This window comes from Marinobacter sp. LV10R510-11A (assembly GCF_900215155.1).
In the GTDB taxonomy this organism is placed as follows: Bacteria; Pseudomonadota; Gammaproteobacteria; order Pseudomonadales; family Oleiphilaceae; genus Marinobacter.
On the sequence record NZ_LT907980.1, the window covers coordinates 691,517 to 718,207 of the forward strand.

Consider the following 26,691-nt stretch of genomic DNA (forward strand, 5'->3'; position numbering starts at 1 on the left):
ATATGTCCAGAAAGCTCTCCCCGGGTGCGCGTTTCCGCAAAGCCCTGAACGACAACAAGCCCCTGCAGATTGTAGGAACCATCAACGCCTACGCGGCCATGATGGCGGAAAAAATCGGGCACCAGGCTATCTATCTTTCCGGTGGCGGCGTCGCAAACGCCTCCTATGGCCTGCCAGATCTTGGCATGACCACCATGAACGACGTGGTAGAAGACGTGCGCCGCATTACTGCTGCAACCGATTTGCCTCTGCTGGTAGATATCGATACCGGTTGGGGTGGGGCGTTTAATATCGCCCGTACCATCCGCGAAATGGAACGTGCCGGTGCGGCCGCTGTCCACATTGAAGACCAAGTTGCCCAAAAGCGCTGCGGACACCGCCCGAATAAAGAAATTGTCTCCAAAGAAGAAATGGTCGATCGCATAAAGGCAGCCGCCGATGCCCGTGTAGATAAAGACTTCTTTATCATGGCCCGTACCGACTCCTTCCAAAAAGAAGGCCTAGAAGCGGCCATCGATCGCGCCAAAGCCTGCATCGAAGCCGGCGCTGACGGCATCTTCGCCGAAGCGGTGACCGAGCTGGAACACTACAAAGCCTTCTCGGAAGCCCTGGGTGACGTTCCACTACTCGCCAACATCACCGAGTTTGGCGCCACGCCACTGTACAACCGTAAAGAGCTCGGCGACGCCGGTGCGAGCATGGTGCTGTACCCGCTAAGTGCCTTCCGCGCCATGAATAAAGCCGCGGTAACCGTATATCAGAATATTCTTGAGAAGGGCGACCAGAAAGACGTGGTTGATTTGATGCAGACGCGTATGGAATTGTACGATTTCCTGAACTACCACGATTTCGAACAGAAGCTGGATCAACTGTTTAAACAGTCCAAATAATTTAAGGGAGAGCATCCATGGCAGAATCAAAAAAATCAGGTGGCGCAGGCTTGCGCGGTCAGGTAGCTGGTGAAACGGCACTGTGTACCGTAGGTAAAACCGGAACTGGCCTGGCCTATCGCGGTTACGATGTCAGCGACCTGGCAGACAACACCCAATTTGAAGAAGTAGCCTACCTGCTGTTGCGCGGAAAGCTGCCGAATCAGCAGGAACTGGATGCCTACAAGAAAAAGCTCCAGAGCCTCCGTAATTTGCCCCACGCCCTGAAAACCGTTTTGGAAAACATTCCCAAAAACGCCCACCCAATGGACGTAATGCGCACCGGCTGCTCCATGTTGGGCACTCTTGAAACGGAACAAGACTTCAGCGTGCAAGACGACAAAATCGACCGCATGCTGGCCCTGTTCCCGTCCATCATCACCTACTGGTACCGCTTCGTCCACGAAGGCGTACGCATTGAAACCAGCAGCGATGTGGATTCCATCGGCGGCCACTTCCTAGAATTGTTACACGGCAAGAAGCCAAGTGAACTGCACGAGCGCGTCATGAACGTGTCTCTGATTCTGTACGCCGAGCACGAATTCAACGCCTCCACCTTCACCGCCCGCGTGTGTGCGTCCACGCTGTCTGATATTCACAGCTGCGTAACCGGAGCAATCGGCACCCTACGTGGCCCGCTGCACGGTGGCGCCAACGAGGCGGCCATGGAGCTGATTCAAAAATTCCAGAGCGCCGACGAAGCTGAGAAGGGCGTGATGGGCATGCTCGAGCGCAAGGAAAAGATCATGGGCTTCGGCCACGCGGTTTACACCGAATCCGATCCTCGCAACGTGATTATCAAGCAATGGGCTGAAAAGCTGTCGAAGGACATAGGCGATACGGTTCTGTACCCAGTCTCCGTGCGCTGCGAAGAAGTCATGTGGCGCGAGAAGAAACTGTTCTGCAATGCCGACTTCTTCCATGCCTCGACTTATCACTTCATGGGCATCCCGACTGAGCTGTTCACGCCGATTTTTGTGATGTCCCGCGTATCAGGCTGGACAGCCCACGTGAAAGAGCAGCGGGCTAACAACCGGATTATCCGCCCAAGTGCCGATTACACGGGGCCTGAGAGTGCGGAATGGCTGCCGATTGATAAGCGGCCATAAGAATCCCCCCTCTCCCTAGCCCTCTCCCGCGAGGGGCGAAGGAATACTGATTTTACTCCCCTCGCCCCTTGCGGGAGAGGGGCTGGGGGAGAGGGGTCAACATATACCGAACAAGAGCACCGCCCATGAACACCAATTACCGCAAACCCCTCCCAGGCACCGACCTGGAATATTTCGACACCCGCCAGGCCGTGGAAGACATCCAGGCCGGCGCATACAACAAGCTGCCGTACACCTCCAAAATCCTAGCCGAACAACTTGTTCGCCGCTGCGACCCAGATGCACTCACAGATTCCCTAAAACAGCTTATCGAACGCAAACGCGACCTAGACTTCCCATGGTACCCAGCTCGCGTAGTCTGCCACGACATCCTGGGCCAAACCGCGCTAGTTGATCTCGCTGGCCTGCGTGACGCCATAGCCGAGAAGGGCGGTGACCCTGCCAAGGTGAACCCAGTGGTTCCCACGCAGCTAATCGTTGATCACTCTCTGGCCGTTGAACACGCAGGCTTCGAGGAAGACGCGTTCGAGAAAAACCGAGCCATCGAAGACCGTCGCAACGATGACCGGTTCCACTTCATCAACTGGACGAAAACCGCGTTTGAAAACGTCGACGTGATTCCGCCAGGCAACGGCATCATGCACCAGATCAACCTGGAGAAAATGTCTCCGGTGATTCAGGCGCGCGCAGATGGCGAAGGCAAGCGAGTAGCCTTCCCGGATACCTGCGTAGGCACAGACAGCCACACCCCAATGGTTGATGCTCTGGGTGTTATCTCCGTGGGTGTGGGCGGCCTCGAAGCCGAGAGCGTCATGCTTGGCCGCGCCTCCATGATGCGCTTGCCGGATATCGTGGGTGTTGAACTCACCAATAAGTTGAACCCCGGCATTACCAGCACAGATATGGTGCTGGCCCTGACCGAGTTTTTGCGTAAAGAGCGAGTGGTGGGTGCGTATTTGGAATTCTACGGCGAAGGCGCAGACAGCCTGACCATAGGAGACCGCGCCACCATCTCCAACATGACACCGGAATACGGTGCCACGGCAGCCATGTTTTACATCGACGGCCAGACCATCGACTATCTGAAGCTCACCGGCCGTGAAGACGAGCAGGTAGCCTTGGTAGAAACCTTCGCCAAACATACCGGCCTATGGGCAGATGATTTGAAGGATGCTGAGTACGAACGCATTCTGAAGTTTGATCTGTCTACCGTTGCTCGCACACTTGCCGGCCCCTCCAACCCGCACGCACACCTGCCGACCTCCGAGCTGACAGAGCGCGGCATTGCCGGTGCGTGGGTAAAGGAAGAAGGCAAAATGCCAGACGGCGCGGTGATCATCGCCGCCATCACCAGCTGTACCAATACCAGTAACCCACGCAACATGGTGGCTGCGGGCCTGATTGCCCGTAACGCCAATAAGCTCGGCCTGACCCGTAAGCCCTGGGTGAAGTCCTCTCTGGCGCCAGGCTCCAAGACCGTCAGCATGTACTTAGAAGACGCCAAGCTAATGTCCGAGCTGGAAAACCTTGGCTTCGGTGTGGTGGGATTTGCCTGTACTACCTGTAACGGCATGAGCGGTGCGCTGGACCCGGAAATCGAGAAAGAAGTCATTGAGCGCGACCTGTACGCCACGGCGGTGCTTTCCGGTAACCGTAACTTCGACGGCCGGATTCACCCCTACGCCAAGCAGGCATTCCTTGCGTCACCGCCTTTGGTCGTAGCCTACGCCATTGCCGGCACCATCCGCTTCGACATCGAAAAAGACGCGCTGGGCTACGACAAAGACGGAAACCCCGTCACCCTAAAAGACATCTGGCCAGATGACGCCGAAATCGACGCCATCGTGAAGCAATCAGTGAAGCCGGAGCAGTTCCGCAGCATCTATATTCCGATGTTTGATATCACCCGCGATGCCCAAGCTAAAACCAATCCGTTGTATGACTGGCGGTCAGAGAGCACCTACATTCGCCGCCCGCCGTACTGGGAAGGCGGCATGGTCGGCGAAAAGATGCTCAAAGGCATGCGCCCGCTGGCGGTGCTGCCAGACAACATCACCACGGACCACCTGTCGCCGTCCAACGCCATCATGATGGACAGCGCCGCCGGTGAATACCTGCACAAAATGGGCGTGCCAGAAGTGGATTTCAACTCCTACGCAACCCACCGTGGCGACCACCTGACGGCCCAGCGCGCCACCTTCGCCAACCCCAAACTGTTCAACGAAATGGTTCTGGATGAAAGCGGCAAAGTGAAACAGGGCTCGTTTGCGCGAATCGAACCAGAAGGCAAGGTCACCCGCATGTGGGAAGCTATTGAAACCTACATGGAGCGCAAACAGCCGCTGATCATCATCGCCGGTGCCGACTACGGTCAGGGCTCCTCCCGTGATTGGGCCGCCAAAGGTGTGGCATTGGCGGGTGTAGAGGCCATCGCAGCCGAAGGCTTTGAGCGTATTCACCGTACCAACCTGGTTGGTATGGGTGTGATGCCCCTTCAGTTCGAGGAAGGCACAACGCGCAAGACCTTGAATATCGACGGTACCGAAACCTTTGATGTGGAAGGCACAGCTGCGCCTGGCGCGAAGCTAACGCTGATTATCCACCGGAAAGATGGCGGCTCTGAGCGAGTGCCGATGGTTTGTCGGTTGGATACTGCGGAAGAGTTGTCGATTTATTCTGCTGGTGGCGTGTTGCAGCGGTTTGCTGAGGACTTCCTTCAGTCGGAAGGAGCGGCTTAAAATGCCCAGCACCCCCCAAATCAGAATCCCCGCCACTTACATGCGTGGCGGTACCAGCAAAGGCGTGTTCTTCCGCCTGAGCGACCTTCCCGAGAAAGCCCAAACACCAGGCCCAGCGCGGGATAACTTATTGCTGCGAGTCATCGGCAGCCCAGACCCCTATCAAAAGCAAACCGACGGCATGGGTGGCGCCACATCCAGCACCAGCAAAACTGTCATCCTGAGCAAAAGCACTCAGCCAGATCACGATGTGGACTACCTCTTCGGCCAAGTAAGCATCGATAAGCCCTTCGTGGATTGGAGCGGCAACTGCGGCAACCTCACCGCCGCCGTGGGCGCGTTTGCCATCAACAGCGGCTATGTTCCAAGCGACCGCGTCCCCGAAAACGGCACAGCGATCGTGCGTATCTGGCAGGCTAATATCCGCAAAACGATCATTGCGAACGTGCCTATCACCAACGGTGAAGTGCAGGAAACCGGCGACTTCGAACTAGACGGCGTCACGTTCCCCGCCGCCGAAGTCCAAGTGGAATTCATGAACCCCGCCGATGGCGAGGGTTCCATGTTCCCTACCGGCAACCTGGTGGATGATCTGGAAATACCCGGCGTGGGCACCCTGAAAGCCACCATGATCAATGCCGGCATTCCCACGGTGTTCATCAATGCAGCGGCCGTCGGCTATAACGGCACAGAACTGCAAGACGACATCAACAGCGATCCCAAAGCCCTGGCGATGTTTGAAACCATCCGTGCCCACGGTGCGCTAAAAATGGGGCTGATCCAGAATATTGAAGAAGCCGCATCCCGGCAGCACACCCCCAAGGTGGCCTTCGTAGCGCCACCTGTGGACTACACTGCATCCAGTGGTAAGCAGATAGCCGCAGGTGATATCGATGTGCTGGTACGCGCGCTCTCCATGGGCAAGCTACACCACGCCATGATGGGTACCGCAGCCGTTGCTATCGCTATCGCAGCCGCCATTCCCGGAACCTTGGTTAACCTGGCGGCTGGCGGCGGTGATCGTACATCTGTCACCTTCGGCCATCCATCAGGTACGCTGCAGGTTGGCGCAGAAGCAAAAGAAGTGAATGGTCAGTGGACAGCTACCAAGGCCATCATGAGCCGCAGTGCTCGCATTTTGATGGAAGGGTGGGTACGCATACCAGACGAGGCTTGAACCTGACATCGTGAATCCCGATAGGAGGAATTAATATGGCTGCAACATTCGAACTTAACGAACGGCCTGATTACGACGACGTTCTGCAGCGGATTGCAGACTACGTTCTTACTTATAAGGTAAAAAACAAAGAAGCCTGGAATACAGCACGCAACTGCCTGATGGATACGCTTGGCTGCGGTCTGCTGGCACTGCGTTTCCCCGAATGTACAAAGCATCTCGGGCCGTTGGTGGAAGGCACGGTTGTTCCCCACGGCGCCCGTGTTCCCGGCACTCAGTTCCGCCTAGATCCCGTTAAAGCCGCTTGGGATATCGGCTGCATCGTCCGTTGGTTGGATTACAACGACACCTGGCTGGCGGCTGAGTGGGGGCACCCTTCAGATAACCTTGGCGGCATCTTGGCGGTGGCCGACCACCTTTCTCAGAAACGGGTCGCCGAGGGCAAAGAACCGATCACCATGCGTACGGTTCTCGAAGCCATGATCATGGCCCACGAAATCCAAGGCGTATTAGCGCTGGAAAACTCTTTCAATAGAGTAGGTCTGGATCATGTCTTGCTGGTGAAGGTTGCCTCTACGGCGGTTACCGCCAAGCTTATGGGCGCCACCCGAGACCAGCTGCTCTCTGCGCTTTCCCATGCATGGGTAGACGGCCAAGCGCTGCGAACCTATCGCCATGCGCCGAATGCCGGCTCCCGTAAATCCTGGGCCGCCGGCGACGCCACTTCTCGGGCCGTCCGCCTTGCAGATATTGCCATGCGCGGCGAAATGGGCATTCCTAGCGCGCTAACAGCGCCCCAATGGGGCTTCTACGACGTGCTGTTCAGCAAAACCAATAAAGATCAGGCCATCAAACCAGAAGGCGAACGCCAGTTCTCATTGCCTCAAGCGTTCGGCTCCTACGTGATGGAAAACATTCTGTTTAAGATTTCCTTCCCGGCAGAGTTTCATGCTCAAACCGCAGCTGAAGCGGCGGTTACGCTTCACCCGCAGGTGAAAGACCGGCTTGATGAGATCGACCGAATTGTGATCACCACCCACGAATCCGCCATCCGGATCATCTCAAAAGTAGGCAAACTGGCCAACGCAGCAGACCGCGACCATTGCTTGCAATATATGACAGCAGTACCGCTGATCTTCGGACAACTAAACGCCGAACATTACGAAGACGAATTCCACGAGGCTAATCCGGAAATTGATATGCTGCGGGAAAAAATGGAAGTAATCGAAGATGCGCGCTACACCAAAGAGTATCTAGAGGCAGATAAACGCTCCATCGCTAACGCCATTCAGGTATTCTTCAAAGACGGCTCAAGCACAGAACAGGTTGTTGTGGAGTACCCGATAGGCCACCACCGGCGCAGAAAAGAAGGCATTCCGCTGCTGGAAGACAAATTCCGGTCTAATCTGGCGACCCGCTTCCCCGCGCAACAGTGCCAGCAGATTTTTAACGTGTGCAAAGAGCAGAAGGGGCTGGAGCAAACGGCGGTTCACGAGTTTGTGGAGCTGTTTATTATTTAGGCAGTCTGTAGCGCTTAACGTACTGACGCATTGTTAGCTCTATATCTGTCTCGTGCGGTGCAGATATAAATCACTCCCGGTGATATACCGTCTCGGCTATGGCGGTATTAAGGTTATTGGCGCCGTTATTCCCGCATGCCATCAAGGTAACGGCGAACGTGTATTAGGTTGGCGACGCTGCCCTTAAGCATAACGTTCATAGCTGATTCGCCATTGAAGTCCCGGTTTTCTTTCTTAGGCCAAGCGTTTGCCTGGGATTCCGTGGGAAACAGTAGCCTCAGGGACTTATAGACACCCATTACGTAAGAAATTCGCTCCAGGGTATCCTTAGAAATCGCCGGCCCCTCACCATTGCGCCACTTGTAGAACGTTGAGCTAGCCGGGTCACCTAGTAAAATACGCTCTTCCTGAGCCTTTAAGCCCCAAGACTTTGTGATGTTGAAGAATATTTCAAGAGCCGTGTGGGAGACAATCTTCGGATCTTTGTCCTCTAGGAACTCTCTGGCTGCAAGCATTCTACGGCACTCCTATAGCAGAGTTCCCCCGGCCTGCTGGCTACTACGCCTATTTGCGGCCCGGTGACAAGGGTTTTACGTTATCGGGTGCGCTTCTGCTTGCCCGGAGGGGAGATTCCTCATCCGGGAAGATTTTAGTCAAGCGCTTATCAATCCGCTCAAGCGCTTCGGCCATCCGCAACAGCGCATTAGTTGCGCCAGCCAGTTCACTCGCATCATGCGCACTTTTCTCTGCTGTAGCGTGCTCTCGCTTTTGCAGTTCGGCCGGCTTCGGCGATTTTTCAGACACGTCATCGCCCAGAATGTCCCTACGAATGGATTTCAAATCGTGGGGGTCGATAAAGGGCCGGTCTTCCGCATAAGCACACATCATCATGCCGTCACACAGCTTGTTAATCAGCCGCGGAATGCCTTTGCTCAGCTTGTGTATCTCCCGAACCGTATCGGCATCAAAAAGCTTGTTGCCGCCACCGTGGCCAGAAACCAAAAGCCGGTAGTCTATGTACTCGGTGGTTTCTGCAAGCGTTAGCCCTTCCAGGTGGAAGAACAGCTTTACCCGTTGAGCAAGCTGGGGGATATCCAGAACGGCCTGCTTTAACTCCGGTTGGCCAAGCAGAATAACCCGCATTGAAGGCCCGCCCATGCTTTCCATTCCGGCCAGCATACGGATGTCTTCAAGGTTTTCCCGGGTAAGGTTTTGCGCTTCATCAATGGTCAGCACCACAGGGGTGCCCGCCGTCGCCATACTCTCTAGGTAATCCGAGATCTGGAACAGCATGGCCACCTTGCTGTCGTCCTCCACGTTCCTCCCGGCTTTGCGAAGAATTAGGGCAAACAGATCCTTGGATTCCAGATTGGTGTAGGAAATGTTGAGAAGCTTCAAATCGCCTTCGAGATTGCGGATGGTCTTTTTCAGCAGAGTTGTCTTGCCCGAGCCAATCTCACCACTGATAACCACAAAACCTTCCGAGCTCCAAATCGCGGAAGACATGTATACATAAGCCCGAGAATGCTGCTGGCTCATGTAAATAAAATCGTCTTCCGGTGTAATACGGAAGGGGTGTCTATGGAGGCCGAAAAATTCCAGATACATCGTCAATTCCTGTCTGTGAATCAGGCGAGGCGGATCAACTGATCGCTGCGCAGCAGGGTTTTGTCTGTTTCGTAGGCATTATAGCTTTCGCTCACGGTTCCGAACCTGAAATCTCCCAGTAAACGCTCGAGACGGTCGTGGCACTGATCTAGATTGGTGTAGTGACGAAAGCGGGAAAACCAGCTTGCGTTATTGTAGCGTGGCTGATCGGGATCTATCTCCCAAGGGTGCAGGTAAAACATCTGCGGCCGCGCCCCAAAGCCTGATGCATTGCGAAATAGGTAGCGAAATACCGGGTAGGGGAATTGGCGGAAATAACCGCCCCCGGCTGCCGGTATTGAAAGCCCTAAAATGTGAGCAGTGGTTAGAGGAAATTCTCGAATAATGGCACCACTGGCAGTTTCGATGGAGTAGGGCGCAGTGGGCGAATCCGGTATGCCATAATTATCGTGTCGAATCGGGAAAATACTCGAATCCCAAGTAAAGCCCGCTTCACTTAGAATATCCAAGGCCCAAAGAGAGTCCCGGGTAATGGAGTAGCTGGCTGCACGGTAGCCTTCTATGGCTTTGCCAGTGATGTCTTCAAGCAGGGCTTTGGAGCGAATAGTCTCCTCCCGGAACACATCCTGCGACTGCTTGTAAATCAACTGGTGGCTGTAACCGTGGGAGGCAATCTCGTGGCCATGGTCAGACAACTTGCGAATGAGTGCGGGAAACCTCTCGGCAACCCATCCAAGCACAAAAAAAGTCGCTTTCACGTCATGCTTTTCAAACAGCGATAGCAGGCGCTCCGTGTTCTGTTCAACCCGCGAGGGCAAAGAGTCCCACTGATCCGGGCGGATAACGCCAGAAAGTGCAGCAACGTGAAAGTAGTCTTCTACGTCTATACTCATGGCGTGTAGGGGTGAGGATGTTTCCGTTCCGGGCATGGGCTCTCCTTTCCAGTGGTACCAGTAACCAACAGCACCGATGGCCAGATTTTCACCTACGGACCGTGCAAATACAATTCTCGATACGAGTAATTCCCGGTAACGAAAAAAACAATGTAAAGCTATGTTACATAAAGATACAATAAGTTGTGATTATATCTTGGTCAGAGCAAGATGGGTCATAAGATAAAAAAAGAACCGGCGGTTAACGGGGTCGCTCTTAGCCAATTTGAGCGTGCGCTGCCGGAGAAACAGATGTAGGTCTGCCGCCAGTTTTGGTGCAGGCGACAAGGAAGTTCGGCGTGTCGTATATACGTTTTAGAAAACACTACCTTCATATTCCTTATCTGGTGCTCGCTGCACTCGAATTTGTCGTTCTATTTTCTATTTTTTCCTTTCTTGGGCTGCTCCTTTCGGTTGCAGGCGTCGGATATCCGTCTGTTGAGACCGATATCCTGTCAGCCACTCTGTTCGCACTGGTTCTGAGCTGTGGAACACTTGCCATGGGTGGCTACCTCGCCATGGTTCATGAAAATGTGTCTGCGCTGTTTTTTCGCACATTGATCGCCTACTGCTTTGTGGGGGGTATCGGCCTGAAATTGCTCTATATGGTCGCGCCATCGACAAACCCGGGCAGCTCAAACCTGTTTTGGGCGGTTATTCTCGCCTCCTTGATCGTGATCTTGCTGCGGCTTATTTTTCTGCGGATTGTCGACTCAGAACAGCTTGTGCGCCGTGTGGTCATCTTTGGTGCTGGAGATTTTGCCGCCAACCTTCTCGACGAATATGAGCGCAACATGCGCGCATTGGGTGTGCGGATAATTGGTTGTATTTCGGAAGATCCTAGTGGGGCGGTGGGTGCCGATAAACTGCTGCCCACACCTTACGATTTATATCAATTCTGCCGGCAAAACCGGGTCTCAGAAATTGTTATCGCGCAGCAGGAGCGCCGTCGTAATGAAGGCGCGGGGCTGCCAGTGCCAGATCTGATGGAGTGCAAGCTTCGCGGTATCGCCATAACCAACGGCGTAGATTTTTATGAGCGCGAACTGAAAAAAGCCAAGTTGGATATGGTGCATCCCTCTTGGATCGTGTTTTCGGAGGGCTTCAAAGCCTCAAGAACTCGGGATTTCGCCAAGCGATCGCTAGATCTGTTGATCAGCCTTTCGCTTCTGGTCGTCATGTTGCCGTTCATTATCTTCACGGCCTTCGCCGTGTTTGTGGAAACTGGGCGCCCCATACTTTACAGCCAAACCCGCGTTGGAATGCTGGGTAAAGAGTTCCGCATCTACAAGTTTCGCAGCATGCGGCAAGACGCCGAAAAAGACGGAAAAGCGCGCTGGGCCTCCGCCAATGACAACCGAGTAACCCGTGTGGGCGCCTTTATACGCAACACCCGCCTAGATGAATTGCCACAGATTTACAATGTAATCAAAGGCGAGATGAGCATCGTTGGGCCGCGCCCAGAAAGGCCAGAATTTGTCTCTGAGCTGAAAGAAAAGATTCCGTTTTACGATACCCGGCATTACGTAAAGCCTGGCCTGATGGGTTGGGCACAACTTAAATACCCCTATGGCGCCTCGGTTGAGGATGCCAGGGGAAAGCTGGAGTACGATCTTTACTACTCCAAAAACCACAGCCTTTTAATGGATTTTCTAATCATGATCCAAACCGTAGAGGTGATTCTCCTCGGCAAAGGCGTTCGGTAATCATTCGGTACCACAAATATAGAACAACATGAGTTGGAGGGCGTTTATGATCACTATTACGTTTTTGCGAGCTGGCTTGGTTGCGATACTGAGCTTGTTTATCACGGCATGCTCAGGCCTGCCATCGTCGTCGGAAATGCCACCGGCATCTGAGCTGGAGTCAGAGCCTTACGAAATTGGAGTAGGGGACACCGTCTCCATTCACGTATGGCGAAATCCCGAGTTGGGCCAGTCCATCGTGGTTCGCCCAGACGGATTTATCTCCATGCCCCTGATGGGCGACGTAAAAGCCGAAGGCAAGAAGCCGGAGCAGCTGGCTGCTGAAATCAACGATACCCTGGGCAAATTTATCCGTACTCCAGAGGTGACCGTGATGGTCACCAACCCGCTCAGTAAAGAATTCCGCAATCGTATTCGGATTACCGGCCAGATTGCCGCGCCGCAATCCGTTGCCTTTCAGCCAGGCATGACCGTACTAGATGTTGTACTGCTGGCCGGCGGCATTACCGACTTTGCCGCAGAAAGCCGCGCGGTTCTGCACCGCCAGATAAACGGCGAGTATCAAAGTTTCGGTTTGGACCTAGAAGCCATTCTTACGGATGGCGACATGCGCACTAACCACGGCTTGCAGCCAGGTGACGTAATCAGCGTGCCCCGCAAACAACTCTTCCGGGGCGAGCTCTGATGGATATCCAGTTCATCCTAGATACCCTCCGTGCGGTTAAGCTTGAGCTTTACCGGCACAGGTTGGCAGCGGTTATCATATTTATGATCGTGACGGCAGGGGTGTTGACGCTGGGCTATGTAACTCCAAAAAGCTATACGTCCCAGGCAGTTTTGTACGCAGACCAGTCCAATATTCTACAGCCACTACTCCAGGGCAAGGCTGAATTAACTCAGCTCGATCGCATCAACGAAGCCCGGGAGATGATGCAAAGTCGCTCCTTTCTGGAGCAGATCGGTCTGGATACCGGGCTGGTCACAGGCGGCGAGACGGATGCTATCCGTAACGGAAAGATCAGCATCTTACGCGAGCGGGTCGGTATACGAGTATCCAATCGGAATTTTCTCGAACTGAATTACACCAGCGGTAGCCCTGATGAGTCTTTCCAGGTTCTCAGCGCGGTACTGAACCGCTTTGTGGAGCGCACAGTGCGCAAGAAGCGCGCCGAAAGCCAGGGCGCGTTTGAGTTTATCGATTCCCAGGTTAAAACCTACCAGCGCCAGCTTGAGGAGGCCGAGCAACGGCTGAAGGAATTCAAATCCGCCAATCAGGATGGAACCGAGAGCAGTGTGCTTTCCAGAATTGAAAGCCTGCGCCGGGATATTGAAAACCTAAAGCTAGAAATCCAGCAAACCGAATCCGAAGTGACGCTTACCCGTCGCCAGCTTAATAATGAGCAGTCAGTGCGCCGCATCACCGTCGACCCGGGCAAGTCTTCCGCCGAGCGACGGTTAGTCGCCATGCGCCAAGAGCTGGATTCCCTGTTGTTGCGCTATCATGAGCGTCATCCAGATATTGTGAGTGTTCAGGGCCAGATAGCAGACCTGGAAAAACGCGTCTCCACACAAACCGACGATGATCGCGACGGCGGCGTTACCGAGGTCATGGAAAACCCGATCTACGAAAACCTTAAAATTCAGCTGGCCGATAGCACAACGCGGCTGGCCGTTCAGAAAAACCGTTTGACGTCGTTGGAACGACTTCTCGAGGAAGGGTTCGAGCGCTCCCAACGAGTGGCAGAAAACCAGGCCCAGCTTTCAGAGCTTACCCGAGATTACGATGTTACCCGGGGTGTATACGAAGACATGCTTCAGCGCCGGGAAAAAGCACGGCTATCCATGACGCTGGATGTGCAGGGCGAAGGCGTAAGCTACAAAATTCAAGAGCCAGCATCTTACCCCACGCGCTGGGATGGCCTTCAATTATACCAGGTCGGCCTTGCGGGCCCGTTCCTAGGCAGTGCCATGGTGCTGGGTTTGTTGGTTTTGCTGGTTATGTTTGATCAACGTGTGCGCTCACCCCGTGCACTGCAGCTGGCGCTGCCGGAAAGCATTCCTGTGCTGACTACGATTCCCCATTACCGCAGCACGTGGACGGATCGCTTACTGCGTAAAGATGTACTCTCAATCCTAATCGTGCTGGCGATCTTCATGGCAGCTTATCTCGCCGTTTTGGTCTTCAGTGTTATGGGTATTACCCCCGAACAGCTGATCAATAAAGCCAGCGAAATAACCGGGCTTGGGCTTGGGGGAGACGGTAAGTGATGGAAGACAACAAGCTCTATAATGCACTTCTGAAAAGCCAGGATGAGCGTCGCCGACTTGAGCCTGACCGTGGGGAAGCAAGGGCCGAAGAAAACTTCCGCAAAGAGCGCCCCTATGCGGTCTCTGAGCGGGACAGGCTGGTCCACACTCAAACCAGGGTCGACACCAACGAGAATGAAAACCCTCCAACGGTTTACGATTCATCGATGTCTTTGGGGCTTATTGGTAACCCCAAGCCTTGGAGCCGTGAACAATTACGGGAACGGAAGATCATTTATTCCGGTATGCCCGACAAAGAAGTGATGGACGCCTACCGAGAGCTGCGCATACAGCTGCGCAACCGAGCCGGTGAGGGCAACTTTACGATTATGTTCAGTAGCCTGGGTAATGGCCCCGGGGGCCTTCTCACGGCTTTTAACCTGGCGGCCGCGTTTGCTCTAGATTCGCAAACCTCTGCGTTGCTTGTGGACTGCGACCCATACAGCAATGAGCTGGGAGGTCTGGTTTCCAGCCCGATGGGTGCAGGCGTGACAGATTTTGTTGGCGACCGCTCCATGGCCATCAAATCCATTCTGTATCCCAGTGGTGTTGAGCGCCTAACGGTGATTCCTGCAGGTACTCACGCCTCCTCAGCGGTTGAACTGTTTTCTGCCGTGCGAATGCGAGAACTGATAACTGAGCTGAAAGCCCGCTACCCGGATCGTTGTATTGTGCTTAATGCGCCGCCTTTCCGGGAAAATACAGAAGCAAGGATTATTGAACGTTTTGCAGATCAAATCGTCTTCGGTGTTCCTTTTGGAGAAGTCACTGGAGAAATCATTACAGACGCCGTGGACGCTCTCGGGTCTGATAAATTCTCCGGCCTGATTTTTCAGGAGTAACGTGATGGAACGTAAAGCAGGGAATGCAAATAACTTCAGCCTCGCCTCTCTTCTGATTGGCTCTTGCTGCGCTGCAGGGTCGGGTGTGGCAACGGCCCAGAGCCTAAGTGACGATGTCACCTCACTCTCGGGTTCAGCCTCGGTGTTTACGGATGTCACTCACACCCGCACGGATAGGGGCACTACCACCGATACCAACACGGAGCCGGGGCTCGGAGTGTCTGGGCGAGTGGGCGGTACGTTAGAGAGAGGCGCGAACGCTCTCGTGTTGCAGTACGGTGGCTCCCTAAAAACCAGCCGAGACACAGCAAATGGCGAGCAAAGCGAAAACAGTTCCATCACAGGTGCGTCTCGCTACACGCATTTTGATCCCGGCAGTCATTTAGATTTTAATCTGGGCCATACGGTCAGTTCTGTCCGCAACGACACAGGGTTTGTGGTTAATCCTTCCAATTATGATACCCAGAACACTCTGAGTGCCGGTGCAGGGCTGCGCTTTTATCCAGGCGACCTGTCAACGCTGCGCTTTTCCGGCCAGGCGGGCCGGAGCTTTGGTGAAGACGATCTCAACAATCAGGAGTCATTAACCGGCACCGGCGAGCTTTCGCGACGGCTAAGTGATCGTTCCATGGGTAGCCTGAACGTTAGCCGAAGCTGGTCAGAAGAGCGTGGTACGGATATAACGATTGATTCGGCGCAGCTGGCTTATAACCTCCAGATGAAAAATGGATCTTTTGGTATAGGTGCGGGTAGTAGCAGAGCAGATACCGAGTACACGGATGGAACCACAAGCGAAAATGAGGCGGTAATAGGCTTTTTAGATCGCACCTGGGTAACCGAAGACTGGCGTACATCGGTGCAATACAACCGCAGAATGTCCGATAGCGCCACGGATCTTTCTCTGAACCTGCCGCCGGTATTTTCGTTTCTGCCAGATACGGTTCGAACACGAGACCTTGTGGTCAGTGACTCACTACTGCTTACCCACAACAACCAACGGGCGTGTGATATTTGCGACCTTGGGGTATACGCAGAGGGTTCTCTACTCGAATCTCAGGTTTTGGGAGCGACCACCCACGAATACCGTGCTGGCATTAATCTTGGGCTTCAGCTAACCGCACTTCAAAGGCTCAACATAGGGTACGGCTGGCAGGGCGATGCTAATGAAGACGCCAATATTATCGTCGATCAGATACATCGCTTAAGCACCAGCTGGACGCGGCAACTGGCAGAATATACAACCTTTGGTGTTCAATTTAACCAGTCATACCTGCGCTCTCGTCTGGCCAGAAACGACCAAGATCAATTTGTACTTCGCTTCGTATTGAGTCGCGGTTTCGCACTGAACGGGCAACGTTGAGCACCATCATGTTTGAGCAAAAAAAGGATATACGGCTTCCGCCGGAGACACCACCAAAGTTGGTTGTGGTGATCGATACCGAAGAAGAGTTTGATTGGAGCGCCGAGCCAGACGCCAACGCTAACCGGGTATCTGCCATGGCGCACATCGATCGCGCCCAGGCCATCTTCAACGAGTACGGCATTTGCCCCTGTTACGTTATCGACTATCCAGTTGCCAGCCAGCCCCAGGGCTATGGGCTGCTGAAACAATTTGCAGAAAAAGGCCAGTGCGAAATTGGAGCCCATCTCCACCCCTGGGTGAATCCACCCCAAGAAGAAGTGCTTTCCCGGTCGAATATGTACCCCGGCAACCTTCCGGAAGCTCTGGAGCGGGAAAAGCTTCGGCTTTTGCGCGACACCGTTAAACAAAACTTTGGCCAGGCGCCCGTGGCTTACAAAGCCGGGCGATATGGCTTTGGGCCGAACACCACAGGCATTCTTCAAGAGCTGGGGTTCAATATTGATCTGTCGGTTTGCCCGCCTCTGGATGCCCGTGGCGACGGCGGGCCGGATTATCGCAGGTTTGATGCGCACCCATTCTGGTTCGGGGGTTCGGATAAGCCCATCTTAGAAATACCCTGCACCGGCGGGTTTATCGGTTGGGCTCAGCCTGTGGCAATCCCACTGTTTGAAGCGGCCCAGCGCCTGCGCAAGTTCAAAGCGCCGGGCATTCTGTCGCGAATCGGCGCAGTGGACAGGCTTATGCTTTCGCCGGAGGGCTATACGCCCGCAGAGCACATCAAACTTGTAAGAGCGCTCTACAAGCAGGGCGTGCGAACATTTACCTGGAGCTTCCACAGCCCAAGCGTCGTACCGGGTAATACCTCGTACGTACAAAATGAAGCCCAGCTAAAAGCATTTTTAGACAGTTTTCGTCGATTTTTCGACTTCTTTTTCAACGAATTAGGCGGCCAGGCGTCATCGCCCATCCGCATACGCAAGCATATGGAGAGTAAGGCATGAAGGTGCTCGGGATATCCCCGCTAGACAAGGATTCAACGGTCTCAATTGTTGAGGATGGCAACATTCTTTTTGCCGCCGGCGAAGAACGTTTTACCAGAACCAAACAGCAGTCTGGCTTCCCGCGCCTGGCACTGGAAAAAGCGCTTGCGTACACGGGGCTCTCCATGAGCGACATAGATCTCGTGTGCTACCCATTCCTCACTTGGGAGAACGAGCAAAAACTGTTCACCAAAAACCTGGAAGATGAGAAAACCTTTATCAAAGGTTTCCAGCCAAAGGACATGGGCCCGCAGATTAAAGAAGCACTAAGCCAGGTGCCTGATCGCAATCAGCCCATTCATGGCCTTGAGCATCCAAATGCCATTATGGAAAAGGGCTTTCTCCATAACTCCTACTACAACATGGCGGGCGTGCAGAAGCTGGCTTCAAACAACGCGGCGCTCAAGTCATCCCGACACTGGGGCGAAGGCGCCACAGAGTCTTTCCAGCAATGGGAAAAAGACCTGACTCAGGGCCTGAGCGACATGGGCTGGACCGGCCCGGTTAAACGCATGGATCATCACCTGTCCCACGCTGCCAACAGCTTTCTGTGCAGCGGTTATGAGCGGGCACTGTGTGTGACTCTGGATGGCTATGGTTCTGGGCTTGCCGGTTCCGTCAGCGAAGGGCACGATGGCAAAATTCACCGGCTGCATGGCCTGTCATTCCCGAATTCCCTGGGTACGCTTTACGAGCACGTTACCTCCAGCCTTGGTTTTAAGCCCAGCCGCCACGAAGGCAAAATTGTAGGCCTTGCCTCTTACGGCGACCCCAAAATTCTGGGGGAGATTCTTCTCTCGCGCATCGAACAAACACCCGGCGATTTCCGGATTTACGAAGCCAACAACGTGTTTTTCTCCCGCTACCTGGCGTCAAAGTTTCCGAAGATCGACGTGGCTGCTGCATACCAATATGTACTCGAGAAAGTAGCCACCAACTATATCCGCTACTGGGTAGAGAAAACTGGGATCGACACCATCGTACTCTCGGGTGGGGTAACCGCTAACGTAAAACTGAACCAGCGCATCTTTGAAATCGAAGGCGTTAACCACATCTTCGTGTACCCGAATATGGGAGACGGTGGCTGTGGTACCGGTGCTGCGCTCTATCACAGCTGGCCGGGCGGGGTGAAACCCTCCATTACCAACGCCTACATGGGCCCGGACTATACCGAAGCTGAACTCGAAAAAGCGCTGAAGGCTGAAAACCTCCAATATAGGCGCCCTGAGAACCTAGCCGCAGAGGTTGCCGCACTGATTCACGGCGGCGAAGTGGTTGCACGGTTCGACGGTCGCATGGAATACGGCCCCAGATCCTTGGGTAACCGCTCCATTTTGTATCACGCCCGTGAGCCAGAAGTGAACCAGTGGCTGAACAAGCGCCTAGGCCGCACCGAATTTATGCCCTTTGCCCCGGTCACCCTCTACGAGGCCCGGGAAAAGTGCTACCTGAACATCAAAGGCGCAGAGCACGCCGCCGAATTCATGACAGTCACCTTCGACTGCACCGACTTCATGCGTGAAAGCTGCCCGGCAGCTGTGCACGTGGATGGCACAGCCAGGCCGCAGCTTATCCGTCGCGAAGCCAACCCGGGTTATTACGACATATTGAGTGAATATGAAAAGCTCAGCGGCATTCCCAGCCTGATCAACACCAGCTTCAACATGCACGAAGAGCCCATCGTCAATACCCCGAAAGATGGCGTGAGAGCCTTCATTCAGGGCGCGCTGGACTATCTTGCGATAGGCCCGTTCTTGGTAAAACACCCGAACCCGGAACATTGATCTGGTAACGGATGTAACACCATGACAGCAGCATTGCTGACCGTGACAACAGAGCCAGCCGCCGGGTGCGCAACACTGCGTAGCGACTGGCTGGACTTGGAGCACCGTGCACAACCCACGGTGTTTCTTTCCTGGCAATGGCTTGGGCATTGGCTCAATGTCTATAAGCCAGATGCGCTGGTGCTTCGCGTAATGGAAGGGGAGCGGCTAGTTGGCCTGGGATTAGTGGTAGAAACCGACGAGCGCCGCCATGGGGTTCTGAAATCCCGTTGCCTGCGCCTGCACCAAACCGGCCACAAACTGCTCGATCAGATCTGGATTGAGTACAACGGATTCCTGGCCGAGCGCGGCAAAGAAGATGCAGTGGCTAAAGCCTGCCTAGAACACCTGTGCGAGGCCATGCCAGGCTGGGACGAATTTGTGCTCGGTGCTATTGATGCCGAGGAAGCCGACCGGTATGCCAAGATCACCGGCCTGTTCAAGCACTTGCGCTGGGAAGCCCCCTGTTTCGGGGTGGACCTTGATGGCCTGCGCCGAAGTGGTGAGCATTATCTCGATACGCTCTCTCGCAATACTCGCCATCAAATAAATCGCGCCCACCGGCTTTATGGCGAACGCGGCGAAGTAAAACTGGTGCGCCCAGATTCCACAGAAGAGGCGCTGGCAGTATTTGATGCCATCGGGCCCAAGCATCTTGAACGCTGGGGCCACGGGCCAGACCAAAGCGGGTTTGCCAACCCAGATTTTGTGCGCTTCCACCGGGAGCTGGTTCGAACGCAGTGGTCCGAAGGCGGCGTTGATTTGATTACGGTAATGGCCGGCGATGAAGAGATCGCCTGCTTTTATAACCTGTTGCACAACCAGGTAGTGTACTTCTACCTGGGCGGCATGGCCGTTGAAAGCGATAACCGCCTCAAACCCGGTTTGCTGGGCCACAGCCTGTGCATTGAAGATTATCGCCATCACGGCTTTCATTATTACGATTTTATGGGTGGAGATGAGCGTTATAAATCCAACCTGGGTCGTTTTCATCGCAATTTGGTTCAAATCGCCCTGCAGCGCCCACGCTTCAAACTGAAGCTAGAAGACGTTGCAAGGCGAGCAAAACACCGTTGGCTAAAGGAGGCTGGTGCAGGCTATGAGCGCTGATCTCCAAACACAGGCGTCAAGATTTAACATATTTCCGAAACACGAATACGACCGGTATGTGGCTAGCCATCCACAGGCAACGCCGTATCACCGCAGCGCCTGGCTGCAGGCCACAGAACGTGCCTATGGCCATACCGGCTGGCTGATAACCGTTCACCACAACGGAAGCCTGTGTGGTGTGCTGCCCTTGGTCGAAGTAAAACCACCCATCGGAACAGCAAGCCTGGTCTCTCTGCCATTCTGCGATCTGGCCGGTGCACTGGCAGACAGCGCAGACATTGCCGAACGGCTGATTGCCGAAGCCAAAACACTGGCAAAGACCAATCGCATCAAAATCTTGGAAATCCGTGAAGGCGGAGCTGTATTGGAAAGAGAAGCTGCGCTGGAAACCGAACAAACAGCCCAGGCGCTGCCAGGCAACACAAAAGTGCGAATGCTGTGTGATTTACCAGAAAGCAGCGAGGCCCTGTTCAAAAGCTACAAGCCCAAGCTACGCAGCCAGATTCGCAAGGCGGAGAAAAACGGCCTCAGGTCTGAACTGCGCACAGAAGCGGATGCCGTAAACCTCTTTTACGACGTGTTCGCCCAGAACATGCGAAGGCTAGGCTCGCCTGTGCACAGCTTGCAGTGGTTTCAGGAGTTGAAGGCCGCTTACGGTGAGCACATGGTGATTGGCGTGGTGTTTCAGAACGATACGCCCGTAGGCGCCGGCATTGTTCTGCTTGGCGGCAAACAAGCCTGCATTCCCTGGGCCTCTACACTGGAAGAGTTCAACCGACTAGCGCCCAATATGCTGCTGTATTGGACCCTGCTAAGCCACGTGTGTGATCTGGGCTATACCCAGTTCGACTTTGGCCGCTCCACCCTGAATGAAGGTACCTACCGCTTCAAAAAGCAGTGGGGCGCGCAACCTTATGAGCTCATCTGGACCACTTATCGTAACGGCGAAGCAATCCCGGCCAGCGTGGAGCTAAACGGCACTAGGGCATCTGCCACATCCCGGCTAAGGCCCCTAATTGAAAACATCTGGCGCCGCATGCCGCTGCCGTTTACCAACTGGCTCGGCCCAAAACTAAGACGGTATATCACCTTATGACGTTTGTACTGCTGATAACACTGCTTTGCCTTGCGGTTCCCGTGTACGTGTACTTCGGGTACCCGGCCTTACTGTGGCTGCTAACCCGGGGCCTGCCGGAGATCACTCACCGTCGCGGCGAGCACAAACCTTCCGTTGCTCTGGTTATCTCCTGCTACAACGAAGAAAGCGTGATCCGCGAGAAACTGCAGAACGCTTTGGAGCTAGATTACCCAGAAGAACTGCTTCAAATCATCGTAGTATCAGACGGCTCAGACGATGGAACCGATGAGGCAGCAAAAGAGTTTAAGGACGAGCGTATCTTGCTCATTCGCCAAGAAGGCCGGCTAGGTAAAACCATGGGCATCAACTTGGCCATGGAGCAGATTGAAGCCGACATAACCGTGTTCAGCGACGCCAATGCCATGTACGCCAGCGACGCAATCAGCAAACTGGTGCGCAACTTTGCAGATCTGGATGTGGGCTATGCAGTGGGTGCCGCCTTATACACAGACGGCAACCAAGGCGCCAGCGCCCGCAATGAAAACCTCTACTGGCGCTATGAACTGGCCATCAAAGCCATGGAATCCCGCCTGCATTCCGTAGTGGGCGGAGACGGCGCCATCTACGCCATTCGCACCAAGCTCTGGGAACCATTGCAGCAGCAGGACATCAACGATTTTGTGAATCCCCTACAGATTATCGCCAAAGGCTACCGGGGCGTGTTCGATGCCGAGGCCCGCTGCTTTGAAGAAACAGCCGGCGATTTCGACCGGGAAGTGGCCCGTAAAGAACGCATCGTAAACCGCAGCATCCGCGGCCTGATGCGGGTAGGGCAGGTAATGAACCCTGCGAAAAGCGGTGTGTTCGCGTTTGAGGTTATATCTCACAAGTTGCTGCGTTGGCTGATTCCCTTGTTCCTACTCGTGGGGGTTGCAGGCAGCATTGTTCTGGCCTTTGCAGGTTTCGGACTGTTTCAGCTGATAACCGTAGGGACATTAGTAATACTGACGCTTACGCTTGTAGGGCACCTATCGGATAACCGCAACCAACTGCCCACCTGGATTGCTACCCCTTATTACTTTGTGATGGTGAACGGCTATGCCGTAAGAGGCATTGTGAAGGCGGTTCAGGGGCGGACCCAAGTAACGTGGAATAGTGCACGAAACACCGAAAAAGGAAACTTCAGAGTGTCGGAATCAGTGTCAGAGTCAGAGAGAAAGCTGCGCGTACTTCAGTTCATAACCCCAGCGGGTTTCTATGGGGCAGAGCGCTGGGTTCTTGCCATGGCCAACAACATCAACCATGACGACGTTATCTGTGATCTCGCGGTTACTCGGGAATCTCCTGATCAAGACCTATCCGTGGCCGAATATTATCCTCACGATCACGGCCAGCAGGTTCACTACCTGGATATGCACGGCCGTTTCGATTTCCGGGTAGTTGGCAGGTTGTGCAAAGTCATACGCGAAAATCAGATTGACGTTATTCATACCCACGGATACAAATCCGACATATTAGGGCTTCTCGCGGCTAAGCGCGCAGGCATTGCCTGTGTGAGCACCCCTCACGGTTTCTCGGGCGATGTTGGCTTCAAGCTTGCGACATTTATCCGCATTGGCACTCATATACTTCGCTACTTTGACCAGGTCGTTCCTCTTTCCGAGGAGCTTATGGAAGATATGAAGCGGTTCAAAGTGCCCGAGTCTAAAACGTCCTTTATTCGGAACGGCGTTGATCTCACGGAAATTGACGCAGCGCTGGCAAATCTGCCAGAAGATAGGGGCCCCGATACAGACTCCCGAATCATCGGCTTTATTGGCCAGATGATTCCCCGGAAAGGCATCCCAGACCTTATCGAGGTTTTTGATCAGCTCTATCAACAGGAGCCAGACCTGCGTTTGCAACTTCTCGGTGATGGCAGCCAAAGGCAGGAACTGGAACGCCAGGCCGCAGCGTTGAGTAGTGTAAATGCTGTTGAGTTTTTGGGTTTTCGCAGCGACCGGTTGGCACTGCTCTCAAAGTTTAGCCTGTTTGTCATGACCTCCTCACTGGAAGGCATTCCCCGGTGCATGATGGAAGCCATGGCAGTCGGTGTTCCGGTGGTTGCCTATGACATTCCCGGTGTTGATCAGCTGGTGGAACATGGCAAAACCGGGCTACTTGCACCGTTTGGTGACAAGGCCGCGCTAGCGGCCTGCTGCAAACAATTTCTCGGTGATCCCGAGTTAGCGGCGACCCTCAGCCGCAATGCCCGGAAAATGATAAATGTGCGTTATTCCGCTGCCCGGATGGCGAACGAGTATGAGGATCTGTTCCGAACGCTGACAGGCAAAGCCAAAGAAATACCATCGCCTCAAATGGATGCCAACTGATGTGTGGACTGGCCGGTTTCCTGCGCACTGCCTCAACACCTGATCGGGATGCTCACCAGCTTTGGCTGGAGAGCATGGGGCAAGCAATCATTCACCGCGGGCCAGATGCCGGCTCAACGTGGCTGGATGATGCAGTCGGGCTCGTACACCGCAGGCTGAGCATACTTGATCTCAGTGATGCAGGCACTCAGCCCATGGTGTCTGGCTCAGAGCGCTACGTTGTTGCGTATAACGGCGAGATTTACAACTTTCAGGAATTGCGTGACGAGCTCTTCAGCCAAGGCCATAGTTTTCGCACAAGAACCGATACAGAAGTTCTGCTGGCGCTCTACGAACTACATGGCCCGGAATGTCTCCATCTGCTGAATGGCATGTTTGCCCTGGCCATTTGGGATCGCACAGCCCGGAAGCTTTTTTTGGCACGAGATCGCCTCGGTAAAAAACCACTGTATTTTTACGAAGCTGACGGCCAGTTTGCCTTTGCCTCAGAGTTAAAGGCCCTAACACCTGCACCCTTCGTTAAAACCGAGTTGCGCTACGACGCAATCAAAGATTTCTTTTTCTACCAGTACATACCGGACCCGAAAACCATCTACAAAAACGTCCACAAACTGGCCCCTGGCCACTGGCTGATGACAGATGGAATTAGCACACACCAGGAACAGTATTGGGATGTATCGTTCGGGTCTCCCTCAAGCGCTAGCCTTGGCGAACTGGAGGATGGCCTCTACAACCTGATTGACGATGCAGTTCGCCTACGCATGGTCAGTGATGTGCCCCTTGGAGCATTCCTGAGCGGCGGAATTGATTCGAGTGCGGTTGTCGGGTTAATGGCTGGCCACACCAATAAGCCGGTGACAACCTGCGCTATCGGGTTTGATTCAAAACGATTTGATGAAGTGCACTGGGCCAAAAAAATTGCCGAGCAGTTCAAAACAGATCACCACGAATTTACCGTTAAAGACAATGTTGCGGAGAGCCTTAGCAATATTGCGCGCTTCTTTGACGAGCCCTTTGCGGATCCTTCATTTGTTCCCACGTACTTCGTATCACAACTAGCCCGTCAAAAAGTTACTGTTGCACTGGCTGGCGACGGCGGCGATGAGAATTTTGCAGGTTATAGCAAATACTACACAGACCACGTTGAAAATCGGTTACGAGGTATGTTCCCCGCCGCACTTCGCCACAGCCTATTTCCAGGGCTCGCCCGCCTGGCAGGAATGGTAAACAGCGGCCCAACGCGGAAAGCCAAATCACTCCTAGGAACACTGGCAATGGATCCGGACGAGGCTTTTTTCATCACGAACAGCTTCTTTCGAAGAGATGTGTGGAATGATCTTGTGAAGGGCGAGCTAAAACGGGAAACCCGCGATTACGATCCTGCAGATATCACCCGTGCTCATTACCAGAATGCCGACACAGACGATCACCTTTCCAGCATTCTCTATACCGACATCAAAACCTACCTTCCAGGAGATATCCTGGTAAAGGTAGACCGCATGAGCATGGCAAATTCGCTGGAAACCAGAGCCCCGCTTCTGGATTACAGGGTGGTGGAGTATGCTGCGCAGATACCTGCAGCACTAAAACTCCACGGCAAAGAAAAGAAGTACATTCTTAAAAAAGCGTTTGAGCGCATGCTGCCAGAAGACATTCTGTATCGAAAGAAAATGGGTTTCTCGGTTCCTTTGGCACATTGGTTGCGCCATGAGCTAAAGCCTATCGTTGAGCAGCTTTTATTATCTCCAAATAGCGGCGTTGCCAATTTTTTCGAACCTGCAGGTATCCGCAAACTCTGGGAAAAACACCTGGCGGATGACGATCAGTTTACGCAGGAGCTGTGGTCTTTACTGACCTTTGAACTCTGGTGGCAGCAGTATCAGGTGAACGCATGACGGGCGATAGGAGCAAGGTAGAAGCACGCCCGCTCCAAAAGCCACTGAGGGTTCTCCACGTTACCTTCAATATGGGAATCGGTGGCACGGAGCAGGTTATCCGGCAGCTCATTCAGGGCATGGCGCCCGAAGGGGTCGAATCTGAAATTCTCTGTATTGACGGCCAGATAGGGCCTATTGGGGAAACACTCCAGCAGTCAGGTGTACCCGTTCATAAAGTGGTGCGAAAGCAGGGTTTTGACTGGTCGTTAATTGCGGCCATCCGAAAGCGTTTGAGGGCAGGGCGTTTCGATGTGGTGCATTGCCATCAGTACACACCTTGGTTTTATGGCTGGCTTGGGGCTATAGGTACGCGGGCGCGCGTCGTGTTTACCGAGCATGGCCGCTTCTATCCAGACCGCTATCGCTATAAAGCTGCACTTATTAATCCACTTGTTGCCTTGCTAACGCCGGCTGTTATCGCCATTTCGGAAGCAACAAAGGAAGCGCTCACAAAGTATGAGTTCATTCCAGGGCGCAAAATCCGGGTAATCTATAACGGAATCGCTCCGCTGAACCGGAACGAGTGTGAAGCTCAAAGAGTTCGTGAGGAACTCGGAATACCCCCTGAGGCATTTGTTGTAGGAACGGTTTCCCGGCTGGATCCGGTAAAGAACCAAAAGATGATGCTCACAGCATTTCATGCATTTTCGGAAAAGCACCCGGATGCCTATTTGTTGATGGTGGGTGATGGTCCTGATAAAGCAATGCTTGTGGCGTTGGCTGGTCAACTTGGTATTAGCGGTCGCACCATATTCACCGGCTTCCTCAATCGGCCGGAACACCATTTGTCAGCAATGGATGTTTTTCTTCTTTCCTCTCATACAGAAGGTACATCCATGACACTACTTGAGGCCATGAGTTTGGGGATACCAGCGATAGCGACCCGGGTGGGTGGTAACCCTGAAATCATTGAGAACGGTGTAACCGGGATACTGACAGAACCAGACCGGTACCAATTCTTCGCATCAGCTTTAGAAATCCTGCATAAGGACGCATCTCTTAGAAGTTGTCTGGGAAGTGCTGCTCTCCAACGCTTTCAAGACCGGTTCAGTGCAAGGGCAATGGTCTGTCAGTATGAAGAAATTTACGGTGAATGCTAA

The 26,691-nt window shown here is 53.9% G+C and carries 20 protein-coding genes; 17 read left to right on the top strand and 3 right to left on the bottom strand.

Annotation, left to right across the window (positions count from 1 at the left end; all coding sequences use genetic code 11):
• The first annotated feature begins 2 nt into the window (after positions 1 to 2).
• The 5 genes from prpB to prpD all read left to right on the top strand — a co-directional run bounded on the left by prpB (position 3) and on the right by prpD (position 7,473).
• Positions 3 to 890, top strand: a complete 888-nt coding sequence (gene prpB, locus CPH80_RS03380) for a methylisocitrate lyase (RefSeq protein WP_096275620.1) — start codon at positions 3 to 5, stop codon at positions 888 to 890.
• Between the two features lie 17 nt (positions 891 to 907).
• Positions 908 to 2,038 carry a 2-methylcitrate synthase gene (gene prpC, locus CPH80_RS03385; RefSeq protein WP_096275621.1) on the top strand — a complete coding sequence of 377 codons (1,131 nt, stop codon included), beginning with the start codon at positions 908 to 910 and terminating at the stop codon, positions 2,036 to 2,038.
• A gap of 125 nt (positions 2,039 to 2,163) precedes the next feature.
• Positions 2,164 to 4,776, top strand: coding sequence for a Fe/S-dependent 2-methylisocitrate dehydratase AcnD (gene acnD, locus CPH80_RS03390; RefSeq protein ID WP_096275622.1), 2,613 nt, complete (start codon positions 2,164 to 2,166; stop codon positions 4,774 to 4,776).
• 1 nt (position 4,777) lies between these two features.
• The gene (prpF, locus tag CPH80_RS03395) at positions 4,778 to 5,953 is read left to right on the top strand and encodes a 2-methylaconitate cis-trans isomerase PrpF (protein ID WP_096275623.1); all 1,176 of its coding nucleotides are present in this window, start codon (positions 4,778 to 4,780) and stop codon (positions 5,951 to 5,953) included.
• Positions 5,954 to 5,988: 35 nt separating this feature from the next.
• Positions 5,989 to 7,473 carry a 2-methylcitrate dehydratase gene (prpD, locus tag CPH80_RS03400; RefSeq protein WP_096275624.1) on the top strand — a complete coding sequence of 495 codons (1,485 nt, stop codon included), beginning with the start codon at positions 5,989 to 5,991 and terminating at the stop codon, positions 7,471 to 7,473.
• Positions 7,474 to 7,598: 125 nt separating this feature from the next.
• Here prpD and CPH80_RS03405 read toward each other — a convergent pair whose 3' ends face one another.
• From CPH80_RS03405 to CPH80_RS03415, 3 genes are read right to left on the bottom strand one after another with little or no spacing between them, the layout of a single operon-like run.
• Complete coding sequence (locus tag CPH80_RS03405) at positions 7,599 to 7,988, bottom strand: MbcA/ParS/Xre antitoxin family protein (RefSeq protein WP_096275625.1); 390 nt, start codon at positions 7,986 to 7,988, stop codon at positions 7,599 to 7,601.
• 49 nt (positions 7,989 to 8,037) lie between these two features.
• Positions 8,038 to 9,081, bottom strand: coding sequence for an ExeA family protein (locus CPH80_RS03410; RefSeq protein ID WP_096275626.1), 1,044 nt, complete (start codon positions 9,079 to 9,081; stop codon positions 8,038 to 8,040).
• 20 nt (positions 9,082 to 9,101) lie between these two features.
• Positions 9,102 to 10,010: an XrtA system polysaccharide deacetylase gene (locus tag CPH80_RS03415; protein WP_227520333.1), complete on the bottom strand. Its 909-nt coding sequence runs from the start codon at positions 10,008 to 10,010 to the stop codon at positions 9,102 to 9,104.
• 302 nt (positions 10,011 to 10,312) lie between these two features.
• Between CPH80_RS03415 and CPH80_RS03420 the strand changes: the two genes are divergently transcribed.
• The 12 genes from CPH80_RS03420 to CPH80_RS03480 are packed head-to-tail and all read left to right on the top strand — an operon-like array spanning position 10,313 to position 26,691.
• On the top strand, positions 10,313 to 11,719 hold the full coding sequence (locus tag CPH80_RS03420; RefSeq protein WP_096275627.1) for a TIGR03013 family XrtA/PEP-CTERM system glycosyltransferase: 1,407 nt from the start codon (positions 10,313 to 10,315) through the stop codon (positions 11,717 to 11,719).
• 46 nt (positions 11,720 to 11,765) lie between these two features.
• Positions 11,766 to 12,404, top strand: a complete 639-nt coding sequence (locus CPH80_RS03425; protein ID WP_227520334.1) for an XrtA/PEP-CTERM system exopolysaccharide export protein — start codon at positions 11,766 to 11,768, stop codon at positions 12,402 to 12,404.
• Positions 12,404 to 13,987: an XrtA system polysaccharide chain length determinant gene (locus CPH80_RS03430; protein WP_096275628.1), complete on the top strand. Its 1,584-nt coding sequence runs from the start codon at positions 12,404 to 12,406 to the stop codon at positions 13,985 to 13,987. The genes CPH80_RS03425 and CPH80_RS03430 overlap by 1 nt, the downstream gene beginning before the upstream one ends.
• Complete coding sequence (locus tag CPH80_RS03435; protein WP_096275629.1) at positions 13,987 to 14,868, top strand: polysaccharide biosynthesis protein; 882 nt, start codon at positions 13,987 to 13,989, stop codon at positions 14,866 to 14,868. The genes CPH80_RS03430 and CPH80_RS03435 overlap by 1 nt, the downstream gene beginning before the upstream one ends.
• Before the next feature lie 4 nt (positions 14,869 to 14,872).
• Positions 14,873 to 16,228, top strand: coding sequence for a hypothetical protein (locus tag CPH80_RS03440; RefSeq protein ID WP_096275630.1), 1,356 nt, complete (start codon positions 14,873 to 14,875; stop codon positions 16,226 to 16,228).
• 8 nt (positions 16,229 to 16,236) lie between these two features.
• Complete coding sequence (locus tag CPH80_RS03445) at positions 16,237 to 17,232, top strand: polysaccharide deacetylase family protein (protein WP_096281357.1); 996 nt, start codon at positions 16,237 to 16,239, stop codon at positions 17,230 to 17,232.
• Complete coding sequence (locus CPH80_RS03450) at positions 17,229 to 19,055, top strand: carbamoyltransferase (protein ID WP_096275631.1); 1,827 nt, start codon at positions 17,229 to 17,231, stop codon at positions 19,053 to 19,055. Before CPH80_RS03445 ends, CPH80_RS03450 begins: the two co-directional genes overlap by 4 nt.
• Positions 19,056 to 19,076: 21 nt before the next feature.
• Positions 19,077 to 20,204: a GNAT family N-acetyltransferase gene (locus tag CPH80_RS03455; protein ID WP_172898581.1), complete on the top strand. Its 1,128-nt coding sequence runs from the start codon at positions 19,077 to 19,079 to the stop codon at positions 20,202 to 20,204.
• Positions 20,194 to 21,300, top strand: coding sequence for a FemAB family XrtA/PEP-CTERM system-associated protein (locus tag CPH80_RS03460; protein ID WP_096275632.1), 1,107 nt, complete (start codon positions 20,194 to 20,196; stop codon positions 21,298 to 21,300). The genes CPH80_RS03455 and CPH80_RS03460 overlap by 11 nt, the downstream gene beginning before the upstream one ends.
• Positions 21,297 to 23,654 carry a glycosyltransferase gene (locus CPH80_RS22260; RefSeq protein WP_227520335.1) on the top strand — a complete coding sequence of 786 codons (2,358 nt, stop codon included), beginning with the start codon at positions 21,297 to 21,299 and terminating at the stop codon, positions 23,652 to 23,654. The genes CPH80_RS03460 and CPH80_RS22260 overlap by 4 nt, the downstream gene beginning before the upstream one ends.
• Positions 23,654 to 25,549 carry an asparagine synthase (glutamine-hydrolyzing) gene (gene asnB / locus CPH80_RS03475; RefSeq protein ID WP_096275633.1) on the top strand — a complete coding sequence of 632 codons (1,896 nt, stop codon included), beginning with the start codon at positions 23,654 to 23,656 and terminating at the stop codon, positions 25,547 to 25,549. The genes CPH80_RS22260 and asnB overlap by 1 nt, the downstream gene beginning before the upstream one ends.
• Complete coding sequence (locus CPH80_RS03480; protein ID WP_096275634.1) at positions 25,546 to 26,691, top strand: glycosyltransferase; 1,146 nt, start codon at positions 25,546 to 25,548, stop codon at positions 26,689 to 26,691. Before asnB ends, CPH80_RS03480 begins: the two co-directional genes overlap by 4 nt.

What these genes read in the sequence shown, in the direction of transcription:
- prpB (WP_096275620.1), top strand. Translation starts at nt 3, where the DNA reads ATGTCCAGAAAGCTCTCCCCGGGTGCGCGTTTCCGCAAAGCCCTGAAC.
- prpC (WP_096275621.1), top strand. Translation starts at nt 908, where the DNA reads ATGGCAGAATCAAAAAAATCAGGTGGCGCAGGCTTGCGCGGTCAGGTA.
- acnD (WP_096275622.1), top strand. Translation starts at nt 2,164, where the DNA reads ATGAACACCAATTACCGCAAACCCCTCCCAGGCACCGACCTGGAATAT.
- prpF (WP_096275623.1), top strand. Translation starts at nt 4,778, where the DNA reads ATGCCCAGCACCCCCCAAATCAGAATCCCCGCCACTTACATGCGTGGC.
- prpD (WP_096275624.1), top strand. Translation starts at nt 5,989, where the DNA reads ATGGCTGCAACATTCGAACTTAACGAACGGCCTGATTACGACGACGTT.
- CPH80_RS03405 (WP_096275625.1), bottom strand. Translation starts at nt 7,988, where the DNA reads ATGCTTGCAGCCAGAGAGTTCCTAGAGGACAAAGATCCGAAGATTGTC.
- CPH80_RS03410 (WP_096275626.1), bottom strand. Translation starts at nt 9,081, where the DNA reads ATGTATCTGGAATTTTTCGGCCTCCATAGACACCCCTTCCGTATTACA.
- CPH80_RS03415 (WP_227520333.1), bottom strand. Translation starts at nt 10,010, where the DNA reads ATGCCCGGAACGGAAACATCCTCACCCCTACACGCCATGAGTATAGAC.
- CPH80_RS03425 (WP_227520334.1), top strand. Translation starts at nt 11,766, where the DNA reads ATGATCACTATTACGTTTTTGCGAGCTGGCTTGGTTGCGATACTGAGC.
- CPH80_RS03430 (WP_096275628.1), top strand. Translation starts at nt 12,404, where the DNA reads ATGGATATCCAGTTCATCCTAGATACCCTCCGTGCGGTTAAGCTTGAG.
- CPH80_RS03435 (WP_096275629.1), top strand. Translation starts at nt 13,987, where the DNA reads ATGGAAGACAACAAGCTCTATAATGCACTTCTGAAAAGCCAGGATGAG.
- CPH80_RS03440 (WP_096275630.1), top strand. Translation starts at nt 14,873, where the DNA reads ATGGAACGTAAAGCAGGGAATGCAAATAACTTCAGCCTCGCCTCTCTT.
- CPH80_RS03445 (WP_096281357.1), top strand. Translation starts at nt 16,237, where the DNA reads ATGTTTGAGCAAAAAAAGGATATACGGCTTCCGCCGGAGACACCACCA.
- CPH80_RS03450 (WP_096275631.1), top strand. Translation starts at nt 17,229, where the DNA reads ATGAAGGTGCTCGGGATATCCCCGCTAGACAAGGATTCAACGGTCTCA.
- CPH80_RS03455 (WP_172898581.1), top strand. Translation starts at nt 19,077, where the DNA reads ATGACAGCAGCATTGCTGACCGTGACAACAGAGCCAGCCGCCGGGTGC.
- CPH80_RS03460 (WP_096275632.1), top strand. Translation starts at nt 20,194, where the DNA reads ATGAGCGCTGATCTCCAAACACAGGCGTCAAGATTTAACATATTTCCG.
- CPH80_RS22260 (WP_227520335.1), top strand. Translation starts at nt 21,297, where the DNA reads ATGACGTTTGTACTGCTGATAACACTGCTTTGCCTTGCGGTTCCCGTG.
- asnB (WP_096275633.1), top strand. Translation starts at nt 23,654, where the DNA reads ATGTGTGGACTGGCCGGTTTCCTGCGCACTGCCTCAACACCTGATCGG.
- CPH80_RS03480 (WP_096275634.1), top strand. Translation starts at nt 25,546, where the DNA reads ATGACGGGCGATAGGAGCAAGGTAGAAGCACGCCCGCTCCAAAAGCCA.